The organism is Natronomonas salinimetallica (genome assembly GCF_013839515.1).
GTDB lineage: Archaea > Halobacteriota > Halobacteria > Halobacteriales > Haloarculaceae > Natronomonas.
The window spans coordinates 1-16,301 of sequence record NZ_JACDNQ010000008.1 but is presented as its reverse complement, the minus strand read 5'-3'; the positions used below and the strand labels follow the sequence as shown (position 1 = coordinate 16,301).

The 16,301-nt window shown below is 64.6% G+C and carries 28 protein-coding genes and 1 tRNA gene; 3 read left to right on the top strand and 26 right to left on the bottom strand.

Annotated features, from left to right (window positions below; all coding sequences use genetic code 11):
- Positions 1-2: 2 nt before the first annotated feature.
- Genes HZR14_RS08105 through HZR14_RS07980 form a run of 26 tightly spaced genes read right to left on the bottom strand, consistent with a single transcriptional unit; the run spans position 3 to position 15,088 of the window.
- Positions 3-827 carry a hypothetical protein gene (locus HZR14_RS08105; RefSeq protein ID WP_181692369.1) on the bottom strand — a complete coding sequence of 275 codons (825 nt, stop codon included), beginning with the start codon at positions 825-827 and terminating at the stop codon, positions 3-5.
- A gap of 8 nt (positions 828-835) precedes the next feature.
- Entirely contained in the window at positions 836-2,314 is a 1,479-nt protein-coding gene (secY, locus tag HZR14_RS08100) for a preprotein translocase subunit SecY (protein ID WP_181692368.1), read from the bottom strand.
- Positions 2,315-2,815, bottom strand: coding sequence for an uL15m family ribosomal protein (locus HZR14_RS08095; protein WP_181692367.1), 501 nt, complete (start codon positions 2,813-2,815; stop codon positions 2,315-2,317).
- A complete protein-coding gene (locus HZR14_RS08090) occupies positions 2,815-3,279 on the bottom strand; it encodes a 50S ribosomal protein L30 (RefSeq protein WP_181692366.1) in 465 nt (154 codons plus the stop codon). Before HZR14_RS08090 ends, HZR14_RS08095 begins: the two co-directional genes overlap by 1 nt.
- A complete protein-coding gene (locus HZR14_RS08085; RefSeq protein ID WP_181692365.1) occupies positions 3,276-3,911 on the bottom strand; it encodes a 30S ribosomal protein S5 in 636 nt (211 codons plus the stop codon). Before HZR14_RS08085 ends, HZR14_RS08090 begins: the two co-directional genes overlap by 4 nt.
- Positions 3,908-4,462: a 50S ribosomal protein L18 gene (locus HZR14_RS08080; RefSeq protein WP_181692364.1), complete on the bottom strand. Its 555-nt coding sequence runs from the start codon at positions 4,460-4,462 to the stop codon at positions 3,908-3,910. Before HZR14_RS08080 ends, HZR14_RS08085 begins: the two co-directional genes overlap by 4 nt.
- Positions 4,462-4,911 (bottom strand): 50S ribosomal protein L19e, encoded by a 450-nt coding sequence (locus HZR14_RS08075; RefSeq protein WP_181692363.1) that lies wholly within the window; start codon positions 4,909-4,911, stop codon positions 4,462-4,464. The genes HZR14_RS08080 and HZR14_RS08075 overlap by 1 nt, the downstream gene beginning before the upstream one ends.
- On the bottom strand, positions 4,908-5,627 hold the full coding sequence (locus HZR14_RS08070) for a 50S ribosomal protein L32e (protein WP_181692362.1): 720 nt from the start codon (positions 5,625-5,627) through the stop codon (positions 4,908-4,910). Before HZR14_RS08070 ends, HZR14_RS08075 begins: the two co-directional genes overlap by 4 nt.
- Complete coding sequence (locus HZR14_RS08065) at positions 5,624-6,193, bottom strand: 50S ribosomal protein L6 (protein WP_181692361.1); 570 nt, start codon at positions 6,191-6,193, stop codon at positions 5,624-5,626. Before HZR14_RS08065 ends, HZR14_RS08070 begins: the two co-directional genes overlap by 4 nt.
- Positions 6,194-6,196: 3 nt before the next feature.
- Complete coding sequence (locus tag HZR14_RS08060) at positions 6,197-6,589, bottom strand: 30S ribosomal protein S8 (protein WP_181692360.1); 393 nt, start codon at positions 6,587-6,589, stop codon at positions 6,197-6,199.
- A 2-nt stretch (positions 6,590-6,591) separates the two neighbouring features.
- Entirely contained in the window at positions 6,592-6,765 is a 174-nt protein-coding gene (locus tag HZR14_RS08055; protein WP_181692359.1) for a 30S ribosomal protein S14, read from the bottom strand.
- Positions 6,762-7,304, bottom strand: a complete 543-nt coding sequence (locus HZR14_RS08050) for a 50S ribosomal protein L5 (protein ID WP_181692358.1) — start codon at positions 7,302-7,304, stop codon at positions 6,762-6,764. Before HZR14_RS08050 ends, HZR14_RS08055 begins: the two co-directional genes overlap by 4 nt.
- The gene (locus tag HZR14_RS08045) at positions 7,301-8,086 is read right to left on the bottom strand and encodes a 30S ribosomal protein S4e (RefSeq protein WP_181692357.1); all 786 of its coding nucleotides are present in this window, start codon (positions 8,084-8,086) and stop codon (positions 7,301-7,303) included. Before HZR14_RS08045 ends, HZR14_RS08050 begins: the two co-directional genes overlap by 4 nt.
- A complete protein-coding gene (gene rplX / locus HZR14_RS08040; RefSeq protein ID WP_181692356.1) occupies positions 8,083-8,445 on the bottom strand; it encodes a 50S ribosomal protein L24 in 363 nt (120 codons plus the stop codon). The genes HZR14_RS08045 and rplX overlap by 4 nt, the downstream gene beginning before the upstream one ends.
- Before the next feature lie 2 nt (positions 8,446-8,447).
- Positions 8,448-8,846, bottom strand: coding sequence for a 50S ribosomal protein L14 (locus HZR14_RS08035; protein ID WP_181692355.1), 399 nt, complete (start codon positions 8,844-8,846; stop codon positions 8,448-8,450).
- A complete protein-coding gene (locus HZR14_RS08030) occupies positions 8,846-9,235 on the bottom strand; it encodes a 30S ribosomal protein S17 (protein WP_181692354.1) in 390 nt (129 codons plus the stop codon). The genes HZR14_RS08035 and HZR14_RS08030 overlap by 1 nt, the downstream gene beginning before the upstream one ends.
- Positions 9,226-9,504 carry a ribonuclease P protein component 1 gene (locus HZR14_RS08025; RefSeq protein ID WP_181692353.1) on the bottom strand — a complete coding sequence of 93 codons (279 nt, stop codon included), beginning with the start codon at positions 9,502-9,504 and terminating at the stop codon, positions 9,226-9,228. The genes HZR14_RS08030 and HZR14_RS08025 overlap by 10 nt, the downstream gene beginning before the upstream one ends.
- Positions 9,501-9,710, bottom strand: a complete 210-nt coding sequence (rpmC, locus tag HZR14_RS08020) for a 50S ribosomal protein L29 (RefSeq protein WP_181692352.1) — start codon at positions 9,708-9,710, stop codon at positions 9,501-9,503. The genes HZR14_RS08025 and rpmC overlap by 4 nt, the downstream gene beginning before the upstream one ends.
- 2 nt (positions 9,711-9,712) lie before the next feature.
- Positions 9,713-10,621, bottom strand: coding sequence for a 30S ribosomal protein S3 (locus tag HZR14_RS08015; protein ID WP_181692351.1), 909 nt, complete (start codon positions 10,619-10,621; stop codon positions 9,713-9,715).
- On the bottom strand, positions 10,621-11,085 hold the full coding sequence (locus HZR14_RS08010; RefSeq protein WP_181692350.1) for a 50S ribosomal protein L22: 465 nt from the start codon (positions 11,083-11,085) through the stop codon (positions 10,621-10,623). Before HZR14_RS08010 ends, HZR14_RS08015 begins: the two co-directional genes overlap by 1 nt.
- Before the next feature lie 2 nt (positions 11,086-11,087).
- Complete coding sequence (locus HZR14_RS08005) at positions 11,088-11,510, bottom strand: 30S ribosomal protein S19 (RefSeq protein WP_181692349.1); 423 nt, start codon at positions 11,508-11,510, stop codon at positions 11,088-11,090.
- Positions 11,507-12,238, bottom strand: a complete 732-nt coding sequence (locus tag HZR14_RS08000) for a 50S ribosomal protein L2 (protein ID WP_181692348.1) — start codon at positions 12,236-12,238, stop codon at positions 11,507-11,509. The genes HZR14_RS08005 and HZR14_RS08000 overlap by 4 nt, the downstream gene beginning before the upstream one ends.
- 2 nt (positions 12,239-12,240) lie before the next feature.
- Positions 12,241-12,489 carry a 50S ribosomal protein L23 gene (locus HZR14_RS07995; RefSeq protein ID WP_181692347.1) on the bottom strand — a complete coding sequence of 83 codons (249 nt, stop codon included), beginning with the start codon at positions 12,487-12,489 and terminating at the stop codon, positions 12,241-12,243.
- Positions 12,486-13,232, bottom strand: coding sequence for a 50S ribosomal protein L4 (gene rpl4p, locus HZR14_RS07990; protein WP_181692346.1), 747 nt, complete (start codon positions 13,230-13,232; stop codon positions 12,486-12,488). The genes HZR14_RS07995 and rpl4p overlap by 4 nt, the downstream gene beginning before the upstream one ends.
- Before the next feature lie 3 nt (positions 13,233-13,235).
- Entirely contained in the window at positions 13,236-14,246 is a 1,011-nt protein-coding gene (locus HZR14_RS07985; protein ID WP_181692345.1) for a 50S ribosomal protein L3, read from the bottom strand.
- Positions 14,247-14,251: 5 nt separating this feature from the next.
- The gene (locus HZR14_RS07980) at positions 14,252-15,088 is read right to left on the bottom strand and encodes a putative RNA uridine N3 methyltransferase (protein WP_181692344.1); all 837 of its coding nucleotides are present in this window, start codon (positions 15,086-15,088) and stop codon (positions 14,252-14,254) included.
- 190 nt (positions 15,089-15,278) lie between these two features.
- Between HZR14_RS07980 and HZR14_RS07975 the strand changes: the two genes are divergently transcribed.
- The 3 genes from HZR14_RS07975 (at position 15,279) to HZR14_RS14725 (ending at position 16,181) form a co-directional block, all read left to right on the top strand.
- A tRNA-Gly gene (locus tag HZR14_RS07975) sits at positions 15,279-15,349 on the top strand.
- A gap of 101 nt (positions 15,350-15,450) precedes the next feature.
- On the top strand, positions 15,451-15,687 hold the full coding sequence (locus HZR14_RS07970; protein WP_255479205.1) for a DUF7860 family protein: 237 nt from the start codon (positions 15,451-15,453) through the stop codon (positions 15,685-15,687).
- Between the two features lie 272 nt (positions 15,688-15,959).
- Positions 15,960-16,181, top strand: coding sequence for a DUF8106 domain-containing protein (locus HZR14_RS14725; protein ID WP_489675433.1), 222 nt, complete (start codon positions 15,960-15,962; stop codon positions 16,179-16,181).
- The last annotated feature ends 120 nt before the right edge of the window (positions 16,182-16,301 follow it).

Sequence of the window (16,301 nt, the reverse complement as noted above, 5' to 3'; positions counted from 1 at the left end):
TGTTACCGCCCTCCATCGGTTGCTGTCCACGCGTCGAGTAGTTGGTCCGGAGTTGCTGACGCCGTCTCTCCAGCACCGGTATGGTTCATAAGGAGGTGAACGGGACAGTACCGGCACTCCCAGAGCGCGACATCAACGCGGTCGTCGTACCCTCTCTCGATGACTTCCTTCCGGTCCCACTCGTGAACGCCTCGTGGTCCGCGACACGGCGCGACGTCAACACGGTTCACCAGAACAGTCTCGAGCGTGGGATCGGGGCTGAGTCGCTTCGTTTCTAACCACCCCTCAAAGTCGTCCGCCACTTCGTGGTGTATGATAATCGCGTCCCGGAGTTCGTCGATTCTAACTTCTGGTGCGAGGACCCCCTCGTAGTCGTATACGAACCGAGTGAGCGTTTGATCGTACTGGCGGCGTGAGCTACACCCCCGGCAGAACTCGTATTCGTATCCCTCTGGATGTGCGTAGCTCGGGATTCGCCGCCAATCGTGGCTTCCTGTTTCTGCATAGGGGTAGCATTTTCTGGACGGCGGCTCCCCCTCGAGATTTGCTTCGACGCGCGTCTCAAACTCCCACGGATCGTGCTCACGGATGCTGTAGGCGCGTCCATCTTCGGCTCGGAACGCGTCGTCGACGATGTCGTAGTCCAGCTGCTCGTCGTTGAAGTCGTCGGGAGTCAACCACACGACCGAGTACCCTGTCGAGAGATAATCGTGGGTCGTCCCCTCGATGTCCTCACTGTGTTGTTTGTGCTGTACCTCGATGATGAGTCCCCTCCCGAAGTAGAGGTTTTCCTCGTGGAACTCAATAAATAAACGCTGGGGACACAATGTGACCCCTAATCTCCGAACATCTGGCGCATCATCGGGTGCATCTCCATCATCTGCTCCTCTGCGATCTCCTCGTAGAGTTTGTACGTGATAGAGACGGTGAGCAGAAGTCCGGTCCCGCTCACCTGTCCGATCGTCCCGAGCATGTTCGCCATGACGGCGAGTATCCCGACCAGGGCACCGCCGATGACGGTGACCTGCGGGATGTAGCGTTCGAGTACCTTTTCGGTGACGCCTGGCGATTGTCGGAATCCGGGGATCTGCATCCCCGAGTTCTGGATCTGTCTCGCGGTCGCGCGCGGACCCATGTCGGTCGTCTCGACCCAGAAGATGGCGAAGACGGCGCCGCCGACGATCATGAACGTCAGGTCGACGCCGACACGGAGCATGATCTTCCAGGGTGCGGCGGCCGTCTCGCCGAGCCACCACATCCAGTCTTGGGGCGAGTAGATCGGCGCGAGATAATAAAAGAGGCCGCCGGTCGGTTCGGCGAAGCCCCCTTCGGTCCCAGCATAATCACCCACCCACGCCGGCATCCCCGCCCACTGGGCGTTGAGGATGCGACCGAGGAACTGAACGTTCGCCTGCAACGCGCGAACGAGGATCATCGGCAGGACGCTCGCGTAGATGAGTTTCACGGGGAAACGACCGCGAGCACCCTTCACGCGGGCGTGGCTAAGCGGGATCTCGACCCGGACGGACTCGGCGTAGACGACGACCCCGAAGATGAGAAGCGTCGTGATCAACGCGAGCAACTCGCCGGGACCCAAGAACAGGTCGAACAGACCAGTCCGTGTCAACACGGGTCCCATCTCGACGTCGCCGGTGAGGATCCCATACCACCGCGGGAAGAAGCCGACGTATCCGGCCCCAAGCGCGCTCCAAGCGAAGAGTCCGCCGATGAGCCGCTGGCTCACGCCGGCGATGATGAACAGCCCAATACCGGAGCCGACGCCCCACTTCGAGATGATCTCGTCCATATAGAGGATCAACATGCCGCCGACGAAGATCTGGGCGAACATGATCCACCCCAGCGCGGACGTCGAGATCCCGAGGGAGTTGGCGATCTGGGTACTGGGTTGAAGGAAGCCGGCGAACACCATCGGTAGGGCAGTCAGCGTCGTCATGACGATGACGAGCAGTTTCTGGAGGCCCTGGTAGATCGCCTGATCTCGGGGATTCTCCTCCGTATTTAGCCCCAGCAGGTCCGCCCCGCCGAGCAGCTGTAACACGATCGATGCCGTGACGATCGGGCCGATCCCGACCTGTAGTATCGATCCCTGTGCGCCCGCGAGGATCGTCCGGAACTGTCCGAAGATGTCCGAGTTCTGCCCGAGGCCGTATATCCCGACGTTCGTCAGGAAAAAATACAGCACGAGCACGCCCGCAGTCCAGCCGAGCTTTCGCTTGAACGGGACGTGTTTGGTCGGCCGTTCGACTGCGGGCAGCCGCGTGAGTACCGGTTCGGCGGCCTCCTTCCAGCTCATTTACGCTTCCTCGTTCTCCTCGTCGGTTGTGTCTTTTTCGGCTTCGGCTTCGAGTTCCTCACCGCGCGCCGAGAGGACGGCCTCGCCGCCGGCCGCCTCGAGGGCCTCCGTAGCGCTCTCGGAGAACGCGTCGGCGACGACCTCGAGTTCGTTGTACACCTGGCCTGCGCCGAGGACCTTCACCACGTCCGCTTCGTGGCCGTCATCGACGAGGTCGCGAGCATCGAGCGCGTAGCCGTCTCCGGACTCCTCGGCGACGCCATCGGCGACGAGGACCGGAACGTCCTCGTCGAGCTCGCGGAGGTTGACCGTCTCGATATCGCGTCGGGTCTTCTGTGGGCGCTTGAAGCCGGATTTCCCGAGCGGTTCGTAGTTGTGGAATTCGTGTTTGTCGCGACCCGCACGCCCGCGTCCGCCGCGGTGACCGGCCCCACGCCGGTTTTTGTGCGTGCCGCCGCCGTGCGTTCGGGAGCCGCGCTGTCGTCGTTTCTTCGACGTCATTATCGCATCGCCTCCAACAGTTCGTCGATCTCCTCTGTCGTGTGTACACCGAGTTGACCGCCTTCTTTCGCCGAGTGCTTGATTCCGTCGTGACCGCCTCGCGGCGGGTGCAGACGCAGCGTCGGGGCGAGCCCCTCCGCTTTGAGCGTCGTCTCCTCGGCGACGAGCGCCTCGGCCAACGCCGCGACGTCGTCGTAGTCGGTGTGCTCCGAAACCCACTCGTCGTCGATGTCGGCGTCGCCTTTCGCCGGCTCGCCACGGGTCTCAAGAAGCAACTCGACAGTCTCGACCGATGGCTCGCCGTGGGCGACCCAGTCGTTGACCTTCGTCACCATACCGCCGTAGGTGTCCGTCTCCGGGACGAGCGTCGCGTGGTTGACGCGGTGGAGGTTGAGCATGCCAAGCGTGTCACGGACGGCACCGCTCTGGTTGACCTCACCGCGCAGTTGGACGATCGCTTTCATTCTCGTGCCTCCTGTCGGATCTGTCTGGTGTGTTGGGGCGTACGCGACTCCGAGGCGTTCTGCAGGGCGTTGTACGTCGCCTTCGCCAGATTGAGCGTCGTCCGGGTGTTGCCGTGGGAGTTCGTCCAGGCGTCCTCGACGCCAGCGAGTTCGAGCACGTGTCGAACCGTCGGTGCCGCGGCGAGCCCGAGCCCACGCGGTGCGGGTTCGAGTTCGACCTCGACGGAGCCGGCTTTGCCGGTCGTCCGCCGCATCAGTGAGTTCCGTCCGCCGGGGCGGTCCTCCCACGACCCCGAGCCGAGCGGCACGTCGATGATGTTCAGTTTTGCGACCTCGATCGCCTTCTGGATCGCGCCGCCGACCTGGTCGTCGCGGCCCTGCGCGTAGCCGACGTAGCCGTCGCGGTTGCCCACGACGACGACACACCGGAACTTCACCCGGCGGCCGGAGTCGGTCATCCGCTGGACCATGTTGATGTCCAATACCTCGTCTTCGAGCCCCGGGAGGAGCTGATCGATGATCTGTGGTTCCTTCAGCGGGAGCCCCGACTGCAGGGCCTCACGCATCGAGGAGATGTCGCCGTCCGTTACTTTCCGTCCGAGCCGCGTTCGCGGCTCCCATCCGTTACTCATAGTTCATCCTCCAAGCGCTCTCGCACCTCATCAAAGTGGGCCGGAAGCTCCGTCGCATCGAACCCGCCGGAGTAGAGCCCGTCGTCGAGTCCCTCGGCGTAGTCGGCGATGTGACTCCCGCGAGTCCGTTGCCAGTCGGCGAAGACGTCCTCGTTGTGTGGGATCTCGAGTCCCGCATCGATTGCACCTTCCTGTACTGCGAACACCTTGTTGCCGGGCGTCGCGGTGTTGAGTCCGATGTCGAGGACGGCCTCCTCGAGGCCGGCGTCGACCGCGCGCAGACCGGCCAGATAGCCGGTCAAATACGCTGCGGGCAGATTGCCCGTCGGGGCCTCCCAGCCGAACGCCGGGAGGTCGGCCGAGGTGGCCTCGACCACCGTCTCGTCGCCGTCGATGCCCGTCACGATCAGCTGCGCCCTGGTGTGGTTGTTGCTCTTGCGAGCGACCAGGCGTGGTTTGCCGGATTTCAACAGGCGCAACCTCTGATGGTAGTCCGTTCGGGCCTCGCGGCGACGCCGCATCGGCACCGTGTATCGTGGTCCTGTCGCCATTATTGTTCTCCGTAGGTTTCGGTTATGTATCGGTTTAAGTCCGCGATGCTGTCGAACTCGCCGCCGCTGGCTTGATCGTACAGCTCGCGGTACTGCGTTCTATCGATCTCGCCGGCGTCGCGCAGCTCGCGCAGCTCGCGGCGCTGGGCGCGAATCCGGCTCCGCCAGTCGTCTTTGTCGCTCTGTCGCCCGCCGGATTTACCCCTCCGGGAACCGTGTCCCTTCTGGTGTCCGTAGGCGCGTTTCTTCTGTCGTTTCCGGGCTCGACCGCGGGAGTTCCCCTTCGCGGTTTTGGCCTCGATGGTCCCCGAATCGATCAACTCGCGCACGTCGTCGCGCGTGATCGCGTCGGCGATCTCGGCCTGCGCGTCCGGGTCGAACCGGACACGGTTTTCCCCGACGTCGAGGATGTCCGCCGCGAGCCGCTTTTGTGCCTTCAGATCAGTCATTCTTCGACCTCCCGCTCGACGTACGTCGGGTTGAGGACGCGGATTCCCGCCTCCTCGGCGAGTTCTTCGATCCGCTCGCGCTTTCGCCCGCCCACCGTCGAGCCGATTCGGACCGCTTCGCGGTCACCGTCGACGCCCTCGAGGTCGTCCGTGTTCTCGACGCGGACCTCCTCGAAGCCGCTCGGGTGGCGGCCGCGGACCGCCTTGGGCGTCCGGTAGCCGGCCTCGACTTTCGGGCCTTTGCCCTTGACGCCGCGTCGCTGCTTCGAGAGCCCACCTCGGGGCCGTCGCCACGACGTTGGCGTCCGCTTTTTCTTGTGGTAGTCCTGTCGGTTGAACTGCGGTTTGCCGACCCGCTTGCGCTGTGTGAGCAGCGCGTCCTCCTCCTCGGAGAGCTCCGGGGTCTTATCGGCCAGCCCGCGGGGCTGCAGTTCGGTCTCGACGTCCTCCGTGGCCTCCTCGGCCTCCTCCGGCGTCTCGTCTTCGACCTCGGCTTCGGTCTCCGCTGCGACCTCGAGGTCGCCGACGTCGGCTTTGATCCGCGCGGCGAGCGCGTTGCCGATCGCGTCGATGTCCGCGAGCTCCGACTGTGAGCGTTCCCGGATGTCGTCGACGGTCTCGACGCCCGCCTCGCGGAGGCTCTCGGCTTTCGAGTCGCCGACGCCGCTGATGTCGGTCAGTTCCTCGTACTCGTCGTCCGTTTCCCCGTTGCTCATTTGGCCTCACCTCGGTCCGGCATCCCCGTGATGTAGACGCCGTCCTGGAAGACGCGGGTGTCCTTGTCGGGGACCCGCGTCAGCTGTTCGATGTCGGCCGCCGTCTGGCCGACGTCTTCGATGTTCGGGCCGCTGATCGTCAGTTCCTCGCCGTCGACGGCCACCTCGGTATCGCCGCGGACGGGCGTCCGCCGCGGTGCCTTCTCGCCGAGGAAGTTCTCGATGACGACGGCTCCGTCCTGTACGGAGACCTGCATCGGGAAGTGAGAGTAGAACGCTTCCATGTCGTACTCCCAGCCCTCGGTTACGCCGTGGATCATGTTCGTCACGTGGCTCTCGAAGGTGCCGACCGTCGAGTTCGTCTTCGCGTCCTCGTTCTCGGAGACGATGACGACGGTCTCCGTGGTGTCGTCGCCCTCCGAGTCCGTCGAAACGCTCTCGATCGTTACCGAGACGTCCGGGTACCAGAGGCGTCGCGTGACGCTTCCCTGCGGTCCCTCGACGGTCAACTCGAGGTGGTCCATCGTCGCCGTGACCTCGTTCGGAATGTGGATTTCTCGTCTCATTGTTCAGTATACGTAGGCGATTACCTGTCCACCGACGCCCTGGTCGCGGGCCTCGTAGTGGCTCATGACGCCGTGGCTGGTCGTGACGATGAGCGTCCCGTAATCGCGGGCGGGGAGGAACCGTTTCTCCCACTTCTCGAACTCGTCAGCACCCGCTGCATAGCGGGGCTTGACCGTGCCACACTCGTTGATAGCGCCTTTCAGTTCGACCTCGAATCGCCCGGCTTTGCCGTCGTCGACGAACTGGAAGCCGCCGATGTACCCGCGGTCATAAAAGACCTCGAGGACGGAGCCGATTTCGTTCGAGGCGGGCTGTATCGTCTGGTCGAGATGGCCGACGCTCTCGGCGTTGTCGAGCCCCGACAGCGCGCTGGCCAGTGGATCGTTGTCCGCCATGATTAGCTGTACTTCCTGAATCCCATACCACGAGCGATCTCGCGGAAGCACTGTCGGCACAGCCAGATGTCGTACTTGCCGACGAGTCCCTGCTCGCGCTCGCAGCGCTGGCATGATTCGAGCTGGCCGGTCCGCTTTGCGGCCTGCTCGCCCGTCTGTTGTTCGGATTCGCTCATTCTGTGTCCTCCGCTGTTACGTCGACGTCGAAGTTCGATTCGAGGAACGCGATCGCGTCCTCGGCGGTCAGGCGGTGTTTCGCCGGGATCGGCCGGGCCATCTTGTCGCGTTTGCTGATGCGGTAGCCGGGCCGAACCAGATTGACCGTCACGTCGAGCCCGAAGATACCGATCTCGGGGTCGTACTCCTGGCTCGGGAAGTCGGTGTGTTCTTCGACACCGAAGCTGAAGTTGCCGGTCTCGTCGAACTGCGCTTCGTGTAGCTCCGCGAGCGGCAGCGCCGTCTCGAGAAACGCCGCGGCGTCGTCGCCGCGCAGCGTGACCTTCGCGCCGATCGGATCGCCCTCGCGGACGTTGAAGTCCTGGATCGTTCGCTGGGCGGTCGTCCGAACCGGCTGTTGGCCCGCGACCTCGGAGAGGATCTCCTCGCCCTGTGCGAGCGGCTCACCGCCCTGGCCGACGGCCATGTGGACGACGACCTTTTCGACGGTCGGCTCGCGCATTTCGTGAAGCTCGCCCGCGTCGGATTCCGAGCTCACTCCTCGTCACCTCCGTCGGCGTCGACGTCTCCGTCGTCCGATTCGCTCTCGTCCTCGTCGACCGATTCGGACTCCGCGTCCGAGCCGTCGACGAAGTTCTCGTCGATGACGACGACGTACTCTTCGACCGTCTCGAAGCGTCCCTCGCCGCCTCGGGCCTCGATGAGGACGTTGTTCTGCGAGGAGCCAGGTGTAACCTGAATCTCGTCGACCGTACCGATCCGGCCCGCGTGGGCACCGCTGACGGCCGTGACGAGTGCGCCCTCTTCGTAGCCGAAGTGGGCGACGATCTCCTCGTTGTCGTTGGAGACGACGATCGAGTCGTTCCCGTCGTATGCCGTCGCGTCCTCGACGAGCAGCGTTTCGCCGTCGTGGAGCGCAAGCTGGGTGTCGCCACCCGGCACCTGTGTCTTGCCGACGATCTTCCCGAGTTTCGATCCCGCCGACTCGGCGTCGATCGGGGTCAACGAGAGTCGTCCCCCCTCGTCGGGGAAGACGCGGTAGTACTCCTCTCGCTCTCTGAACGCCAGGATGTCGAACATCCCGATCGGCTGGCGCTCGTCGGAGATCGCCTTCCCGTTGACCAGGACGCTGTCCTGACCGAGCGCGTAGCGCGCTTCCTTCTTCGAGTCGACGTAGCCGAGCACGTCCCGCAGGACGATGAGCAGGGGAACCCCCGCCTCGCCGTGTGGGCCGGCCGCGGCCTTCGTCGTGTAGGTCTCTTCTTTCCGTTCGACCGGCCACGATTTCGGGACGGCCAGCCGTTTTTGATGTTTCGTCATTCGTTGTCCTCCTCGGCTTCGAGGCGCGCCTCGCGTACCTCGTCGTCGAGATCGAGTTCCGTCACCTGGACGTTGCTCGCCTCGAGCGGGCGGGGAACTTCCTCGCCGTCCGCCGTCTCGTGCGTCACGTCCTCGACGTGGATCTCGGTGGCACGGAGGTCGACGCGGACGACCTCGCCGGTTTCGCCGGCGAAGTCGCCGCGCTGGACCTCGACCGTATCGCCCGCGTTGACGCGGACGCTCCGCTGGCCGTACTCCTCGCGGAGTTCCGGCGACAGCGGTGCACGAACCTGTTTTTGCTTTTCGTGCAACGGGGCGCGCTCCTGTCGATTGCGCTGTTTGGTTGGTTGTCGTGTCATAACTATACGATCATCGTCGCCGTCGAGGCGATTGAGCCGAAGCGTTCGGCGACCTCTCTGGCGATCGGTCCTTTGAGTTCGGTTCCGCGCGGATCCTCGTTCTCGTCGACGATGACGGCCGCGTTGTCTTCGAACTTCACGCGGGTACCGTCGGGCCGTCGGATCGGCTTGCGTTGGCGGATGATGACCGCCTCGAGCACCTGCCGTCGCATCTCCGGCGTCCCCTTGGTGACCGAGACGGTCACCTTGTCACCGAGCCCCGCCTTCGGATGGCGGTTCTTGGTGCCGGAGTAGCCGGCGGTGGAGATGACTCGGAGTTCGCGTGCGCCGGTGTTGTCGGCACACGTGATGAGCGAGCCTTTCTCTAGTCCCTGTGTCACGTCGGCGTTGAGCGCCTCCATCAGGCACCACCGCCTCGTCCGCGGTTTCCACCGCTCGCAGCCGTGGTCTCATCCGAGACCCCGCGCTCGACTACGACGTGGCTCTTCGTCTTCGAGAGCGGTCGCGTCTCTGCAATCTTCACGTCGTCGCCAACGGCGAGTGGCTCCAGTACCCCCGGTACGTGTGCCGGAATCTTCGATCGTCGCTTCATCTGACGATCGTATTTGGGTACGTTCACCTCGTACTCCCGCTCGACGACGACGGTACGGTCCATGTCGGTCGAGACGACCGTCCCCTCGATGACCTGCCCGCGGACGGGCAGCTCACCGTAGAAGGGACACGTCTCGTAGTCGTACTCCTCCGGATTTTCGGGCTCCGGAGGCTGTGTTACGTCGAGTCCTATTGCCATAGTGAACCTCTGTGTGTTTCGCTGCGTCGGGCCGGTCGGGCGAGCAGCGTCTCGCCCTCGATGACGACGTCGCACTCCTCCAGTGCGAACCGAAACGTCGCTCCCGCCTTCGGCACTTGTTTGACCCCATCGCCCGTCGCCACGAGCAGCGTCTTCATCGTCTCGTCGCGGACGCGGCCGCCGATCCCGACGATATCGGGATTGGACGCGTCCGCGACCGTCACGTCGAGACCGGCGAGTTCGTGGCGAACGAGCGTTTCGGGGGTCATTCCTCGAAGTCGCCCTCCTCTCGCTGCACCGTCTTCAGGCGAGCGATCGTGCGTTTCAACTCGCCGATTCGGCCCGGGTTCTCCGGGGCGCCACCGGAGGCCAACACGGCGTTCTCGTTGAGTAACTCCGTTTCGAGCTGTTCGAGTTCCGCCTCGCGTTCGGCGGGCGTCATGTCGCGGATCTCCTCGACGTGAAGGACAGCCATCGTCACGCACCCTCCTCGTCGGATTCGGCTTCCATCTCGCCGAGGAGTTCCTCAGCCTCGGCCTCGACGTCCTCGTCGAGCTCCTCGGGCTCGTCGGCGTTGGCCTCCTCGGCCGCCGCCGGCGAACCGCCGGTTTCACCCTCGACGTCCTCGTCGACGATCTCCTCTTCGGGGACCTCCTCGACCGCGTCGGCGGCTTCCTCCTCGATGAGTTCCTCGGGATCGGTGCCGACCGGTTCGGCCTCGGCCTCGTCGGGCTCTTCGAGGAGCTCCTCGACGTCGCCCTCCGGTTCCTCGATGAACTCGGCCACCTCGACGTCCTCGTAGACCTCGAAGTCGTCGGGAAGCTGGGCGTCCGGCGGGATGATCTTCACTCGCACGCCGATCGTGCCGAGTTTCATCACCGCGGTGCCGACGCCGCTGTCGACGATCGTCTCGGCGGGTTCGCCGTTGTGTTTGATGTAGCCGCGGTTGAACTTCTCGACGCGGGATCGTGCGCCCGTGACCTTCCCGCTCAGGATGATCTCGGCACCGAGCGCGCCCGAGTCCATGATGCGGTCGATGGTCGTGTGGCCGGCCTTCCGGAAGTACCAGCCACGTTCGAGGGCGTTCGCCAGCCGATCGGCGACGATCTGTGCGTTCAGATCCGGTTCGTCGACCTCCTGGACGTCGATTTGGGGGTCGTCGAGATCGAATTCCTCCTCGAGCGTCGTGGTGATCTTTCGGATGTTCTTTCCGCCCTTGCCGATGACCATACCGGGCTTTTCGGCCTTCAGGACGATCTGGGTCCCCATCGGCGTCTTCGCGACGTCCATGCCGCCGTAGCCGGCACGGGAGAGCTCTTCGGAGAAGAACTCGTCTATCTGGGTCCGTTGGAGCCCGTCTTCGATGAACTGATGTTCGTCTGCCATTATTCGTCTTCCTCCTGTCTGAGTACGAGTTCGACGTCGACCTGCGGGGTGTTCCACGGCGAGGCGCGGCCGAACGCCCGCGGCCTCTGGCCGGGGGACTCCCCGACTTTGTGTGCCGCGACGTGTTCGATCGTCATCGCCTCGCCGTCGAATCCCTGGTGATCGGCGTTGTTCGTCGCGTTCTCGAGGAGATCGAGGAAGGCCTTCGAGGCCTTGTTGGGATACCGGCCCGCATCCCAGCCCTCGATGTCGTTTCGGTGACCGACGCCGGTGTTGTGGGATTTAAACGGAACCGATCGGTCGCCGTCGACGACCGCTTCGAGATAGGAGACGGCCTCGGCGGCCGTCTTCCCTTTGATCTCGCGGGCGATCTCCTTGCTGTGCTTGTGGCTCATGTGACGCTCCCGAAGCATGGCTTTCGCCGTCTCGTCCGGGTCGACGTCGACACTGTAGCTGATTCCCATGATTATTTGAGCGGTACGAACTTCGAAGAGCGGGTCGCACCGATGCCGGCCTGTCCGTGTTCGACCGAGTTCCGCGTCAACTGGAACTCGCCGAGGTAGTGGCCGATCATCTCCGGTTCGATCTCGACGCGCTCGAAGGACTGGCCGTTGTGAACTGCGAACGTCAGCCCGACGAACTCCGGGACGATCGGCATGTCGCGCAGATGCGTCCGGATCGGGTCGTTCGCGGTCTCCTCTTCGCCCGCGTCGCGGGCCGTCTCGAGGAGCTTCTCCTTTTCGACGGAGAGGCCCCGCTCTATGGTTCGCCGCTGGCGTGCGGGAAGCAGTTCCGCAACCTCGTCGAGCGACAGCTCCTGTAGCTCGTCGAGCGTGTGGCCACGATACAGGAAGTCGCCCTCGTGGCCGATCTGGTATTCCGAACTCATTCTTGTCCTCCTTTCCCGCCGCGGCCGGTCCGTTTGGAGGCGATGTCGCCGACCTTTCGGCCCGGCGGCGCGTCGCGGGAGATACTCTTTGGTTTGCCCGGGTGCTGTCGGCCGCCGCCACCGAAGGGGTGGTCGACGGCGTTCATCGCGACACCGCGGACACGCGGGTACTTCGTCCCGCGAGATTTCATCTTGTGATGCTTGTTGCCGGCCTTGACGAACGGCTTCTCCGTTCGCCCGCCGCCGGCGACCACGCCGACCGTGGCGCGACACTCCGGCGACAGCCGGCGCATCTCGCCGCTCGGCAGTTGGACGACCGCCGCGTTGCGGTCGTGGGTGAGAAGCGTCGCGCTCACGCCGGAGGCGCGGGCGAACTTCCCACCGTCGCCGGGCTGTCGCTCGACGTTACAGACCGGGACGCCCTCGGGAATCTCAGCCAGTGGCATCGTGTTCCCGGGGGCGATCTCGGCTGAGACGCCGATCTGGATCTCGTCGCCGACCGTCACGCCCTCGGGGGCGAGGACGAGTCGGCGGTCGCCGTCGTCGAACTGCACGTCGGCGAGCGGCGCCGAACGTGCTGGATCGTGTTCGATCCCGACGATTTCGCCGGTCACGACGTCTGTATCCTCGACGTTGCGGTGTGAGAGGTTCGCCTTGTATCGGTGTGAGGGGGCACGGAACGTCGACGTCCCGCGGCCACGTCGCTGACCCTGGATTCTGCGTCCCATCGTCAGAACACCCCGATCCGTGAGGCGACTTCCTGTGCGTCGTCGTCCGCGGAGAGGGTGACAGTCGCCTTCTTGTCGCCCTGCATGCGCATCTGTGTGTTGACCGAGTCGACGGAGACGTCGAACTGCGATTCGACCGCCTCGGCGATCTCGGGTTTCGTCGCCTCTGAGTAACAGACGAACTGTAGTTTGTTCTCGAAGTCCATGTCGTTCATCGCCTTCTCGGTGACGAGCGGGTGCTTGATCGTCATCGTCCCGCCACCTCCTCGAGGGCGCTCTCGGTCCACAGCGTGAGCCGACCGGCGTCGGTGCCGGGGGCGAGGTCCTCGGAGCTGACCTCCGCTGCTGTCGTCACGTCGGCACCCGCGAGGTTGCGGGCCGCAAGCGAGAGGTCCTCGCTCGTCACGACGAGGACCGACTTCGGCTCCGTGTACTTCCGCCCGCGGGTCGTCCCGCGGCCGGCACGGATCGTCTTGCCGTCCTCGGCGCGCTCGACGTCCGTGTGGATGCCGAGCGATTCGAAGACGTCGACGGCCGCCTGTGTTTTGCGGAGGTCTTCGAACTCGTCGCTCACGACGAGCGGGAGTTCGAGGTCCTCGTCGAAGTCGTGACCGCGCTCCGCGACGCGTTCGGCGTCGGCGGTCGCGGCGATCGCGCTTCGGGTGGCGAGCTTTCGCTCTTTTTTGTTGATGTCGAGTCCGCGGTCCTTCTCGGCCTTCGGCGGGTGTGCCGGACGGCCGGAGACGGCCTGCGGCACCTCGCGTGCGCGCCCGTTCTGTCTGGGAACGTGCGCCATCCCACGGCCGCTACCCTGGGACTCCGCCGGGGTTCTGAGGCCCGCGTACTCGTCGGTACCTGCGTCCTGCTGTCGGTTAGCCTGGGCGGCGAGGACCGCGCGCTTGATGAGATCGGGCCGGAAGGCCGTCTCGAAGACGGCCGGCAGCTCGACCTCGCCCGCGTCGTCGCCCTCCAGGTCGCGTACTGTTGCCTGCATGGGTTATCCCTGATTGGAAGCGGTGGAGACGTACCGCACCTCGGGGTCGAGGCGCGGCTGGTCGGCCGGTCGCACCGCCGGGCGGAACCGAACGAGGCGCTTGTCGGGGCCCGGAACGGAGCCCTTCACGAGGGCGTAGGGGCCGTCGATCTCGCCGTAGTTGACGAAGCCGCCGTCGGGGGTGACGTCGTCGTCACCCAAGTCGACGAGCCGCTTGTTCAACTCGGTCCGCTGGTGGTAGCCGGTCTGTCCCTGCTGGGGGACCGTCGAGCGGACCCGCGAGGGGTTCCACGGGCCGAGGTTGCCGATGCGTCGGCGCCAGCCCTGGCGGGCGTGTTTGCCCTTCCGCTTTTGGACGCCCCATCGCTTGACGGGGCCTTGGGTCCCTTTGCCCTTCGTGATGCCCGCGACGTCGGCGTACTGGCCGGCGCGGAACACGTCGGTCGCGGCGTGTTCGCCCCCGTCGTCGACGAGATCGAAGGCGAATTCGACTCGGTCCTCGAGGGAGCCGCCGCCGACGCGTGTCTCCATGACGTCGGGGCGTTTCTTCGGGACGCCGGAAAGCCCGCCCGGAAGCGTGTGGGTGATGACTCGCACGTCGGCGAGGGCACCGCCCGCGAGCGCGTCGCGGATCTGGCTTTCGGCGTCACCGGACTGTTCGTCTGGGACGGAGAGCGCGCGACCGAGATCGTCGTGGACCTCGTCGGTCCACAGTTCGGTCAGCGGACGCTTTCCGTACGGTGTGTCTTCGTAAGCTCGAACGGCGACAGCCCGCATCGGTGGCGTCTCGACGACGGTCACCGGAACGGTCTCCTCTTGACCCTCTCGGGGGGAGTTGGGTTCGTCGTTGATCGTAACGACGTGACTCATGCCGGCTTTGTATCCGGCGAAGCCCTGTAACCCAGGCTGCCCCTCGTCGTCCGGCCAGGAGTTAAACCGCGGAACCTCGCTGGCAGCACGGCTGCGGGGGCTGAAGCCCATCGAGCCTTTTCGTGGTCTGCTTGGTTGTGGCATTTATCTCACTCCAGTGTGAGGGGCGCAAGCGTCGCGAACAGAGCCTCCTCCGTCCGGACGACCTCGCTACCCTGGTTCGGAACCGTATTGAGCCAAAGGTCGAACCGCGTGTTCGGTTCGTCGCCGATGGCCCCCGCGCGAGGCTCACAGTCGAGTATCTCCGGCAACCCCCGCTCGGGGGCACCGAAGGCGACCGTGAGTCCGTCGTCGGCCGTCCGCTCGAGTAGTCCGTCGAGCAGATCGGCCGTCAACGCCTTCCCGTGTCTGGACGCGGCGATCCGAACGCCGGCGTCGGGACGGGTGAGGCAGTCGTCGATGGTCGCGCGCTCGACGGCGAACCCCGGTGGGGGTTCCGCCACGAGCTTCGCGCGAACCGGCTCTCGCGAAGAGACCCTGATGGTGACGCGCTCCCCTTCCGAGACCGCCATCGATGGCGGCACCGGAAGGGAGATCGGGTGTTGCAGTCCGCAATTGACCCGGACGCGCCCGTCAGATCCGACCTCGGTCACGATTCCCTGTCTTAACGACCCCGAACCATCTGATCCGGAGCCGGTCTGTGTACGGACACGGAGCGGCGGTAGGATACCGACGTACTCCAGTTCGTCCCGCCTGCCCCAGGCCTCCTTTCGGAGGTAAGGGGGCGTGGCGGCGTATTCGAGTACGGTGTCGACGAACCCGTCGCCAAACCGACCGTCGTCGCCACCCCGGTCGGGGTAGACGACCAGCCGGTCGACCCGAAAGACCGTCGCCGCGCGGGCGACGTAACCGAGTTTGCGAGTTGCCTCGCGTTTGTCCTCGGCCTCTCGGGTCAGAGACGACGGCACGAGCACGCTGTGTGTCATACCGTGTCGCTTCCGTGTCCGTTCACGAGACTGTGCCGGTCCTACCGAACCCATCCTTAAAAGGATCGCGGTATGTAGCGGTCGTGCGCCCCGTTGTCAGGTATTTCGCGTGGAGCGTTCGCACGCGCCGCCCCCCGGGTACTTCCGCAAGCCTTTTATCCGTCTCCCCGGTACGAGAAATTGCGAAGGCGCGCTGGTAGTGTAGTGGTATCACGTGACCTTGCCATGGTCACAACCGGGGTTCAAATCCCCGCCAGCGCATAGCGAGGTCGAGCGGAGCGAGGCCTACTCGGGATGTCGGGGGTCACGGTCGTTCGTCGACGAACAAAGCGTTTATACTGGAATACGCAATACCGTGGTCTATGTCCCATATGGGCCGATACGGAAACGTCGATTACGCCAGGTGGGCAAAGGCATCGTTCATATCGGGCGCAGGGCTCCTTCTCGTGGGTGCTGCCGCGGAGTTCGTGCTCGTGGAGACACAACGGGACGTCCCGGCGTGGACCCATACGCTGCTCGTGGACGCCGAAATCCTCGGCGTTCTGATTGCGCTCGTACTGCCGATCGTTTTCGGAATCGTGCTGCCGCTTACGGAGTGACACCCTTCAGCGTCCGGCCGGCCGACGAGACGTCCTGACAGAGCCGCGGTAGGCCGACGCGCGTCGGGCTGGAGCTTCAGCGTCCGGTCGGCGGACGAGGCGTTCCAGCGGATGTTCTCGAAGATGCCGCGATGGATTCTCGAAGATGCCGCGATGGATCCTGCCCGCGGTCACCTCCAACGTATTTGTTATATATAAAGTATTTTCACCGGGAATGAAACCAATATACGTTTCTGCGAAGCTCTATTACCGTAGAGACGTATACTAAAGGGATGACAAAACCGGACGGATCCATCGATCACGGCAGCGAAAAGAAGTCGACGTTGTTTTGCCCGGAGTGTGGCCACCGGGGACACACGGCCGATGATTGGGTCGAGCTGCGCGTCGGGGGCATCCGCTTGCTCGTCTGTCCCGAGTGCCGGGCGAAAATAGACCGACGCGGACTCGGACAGCACAGCGATCAGCACCCGCGTCCTCCCGCTGAGGCGGACTGATAGCTGCTATACCGACGTCCCGGCATGACATCCTCCTCGGCGTGAACGGAGAGGGAGCGAAGCTCCCTCAAGCAGTCGGGCTACGCCCGACGATGCCGAGGTTTCCTCTCGCGTGAATCG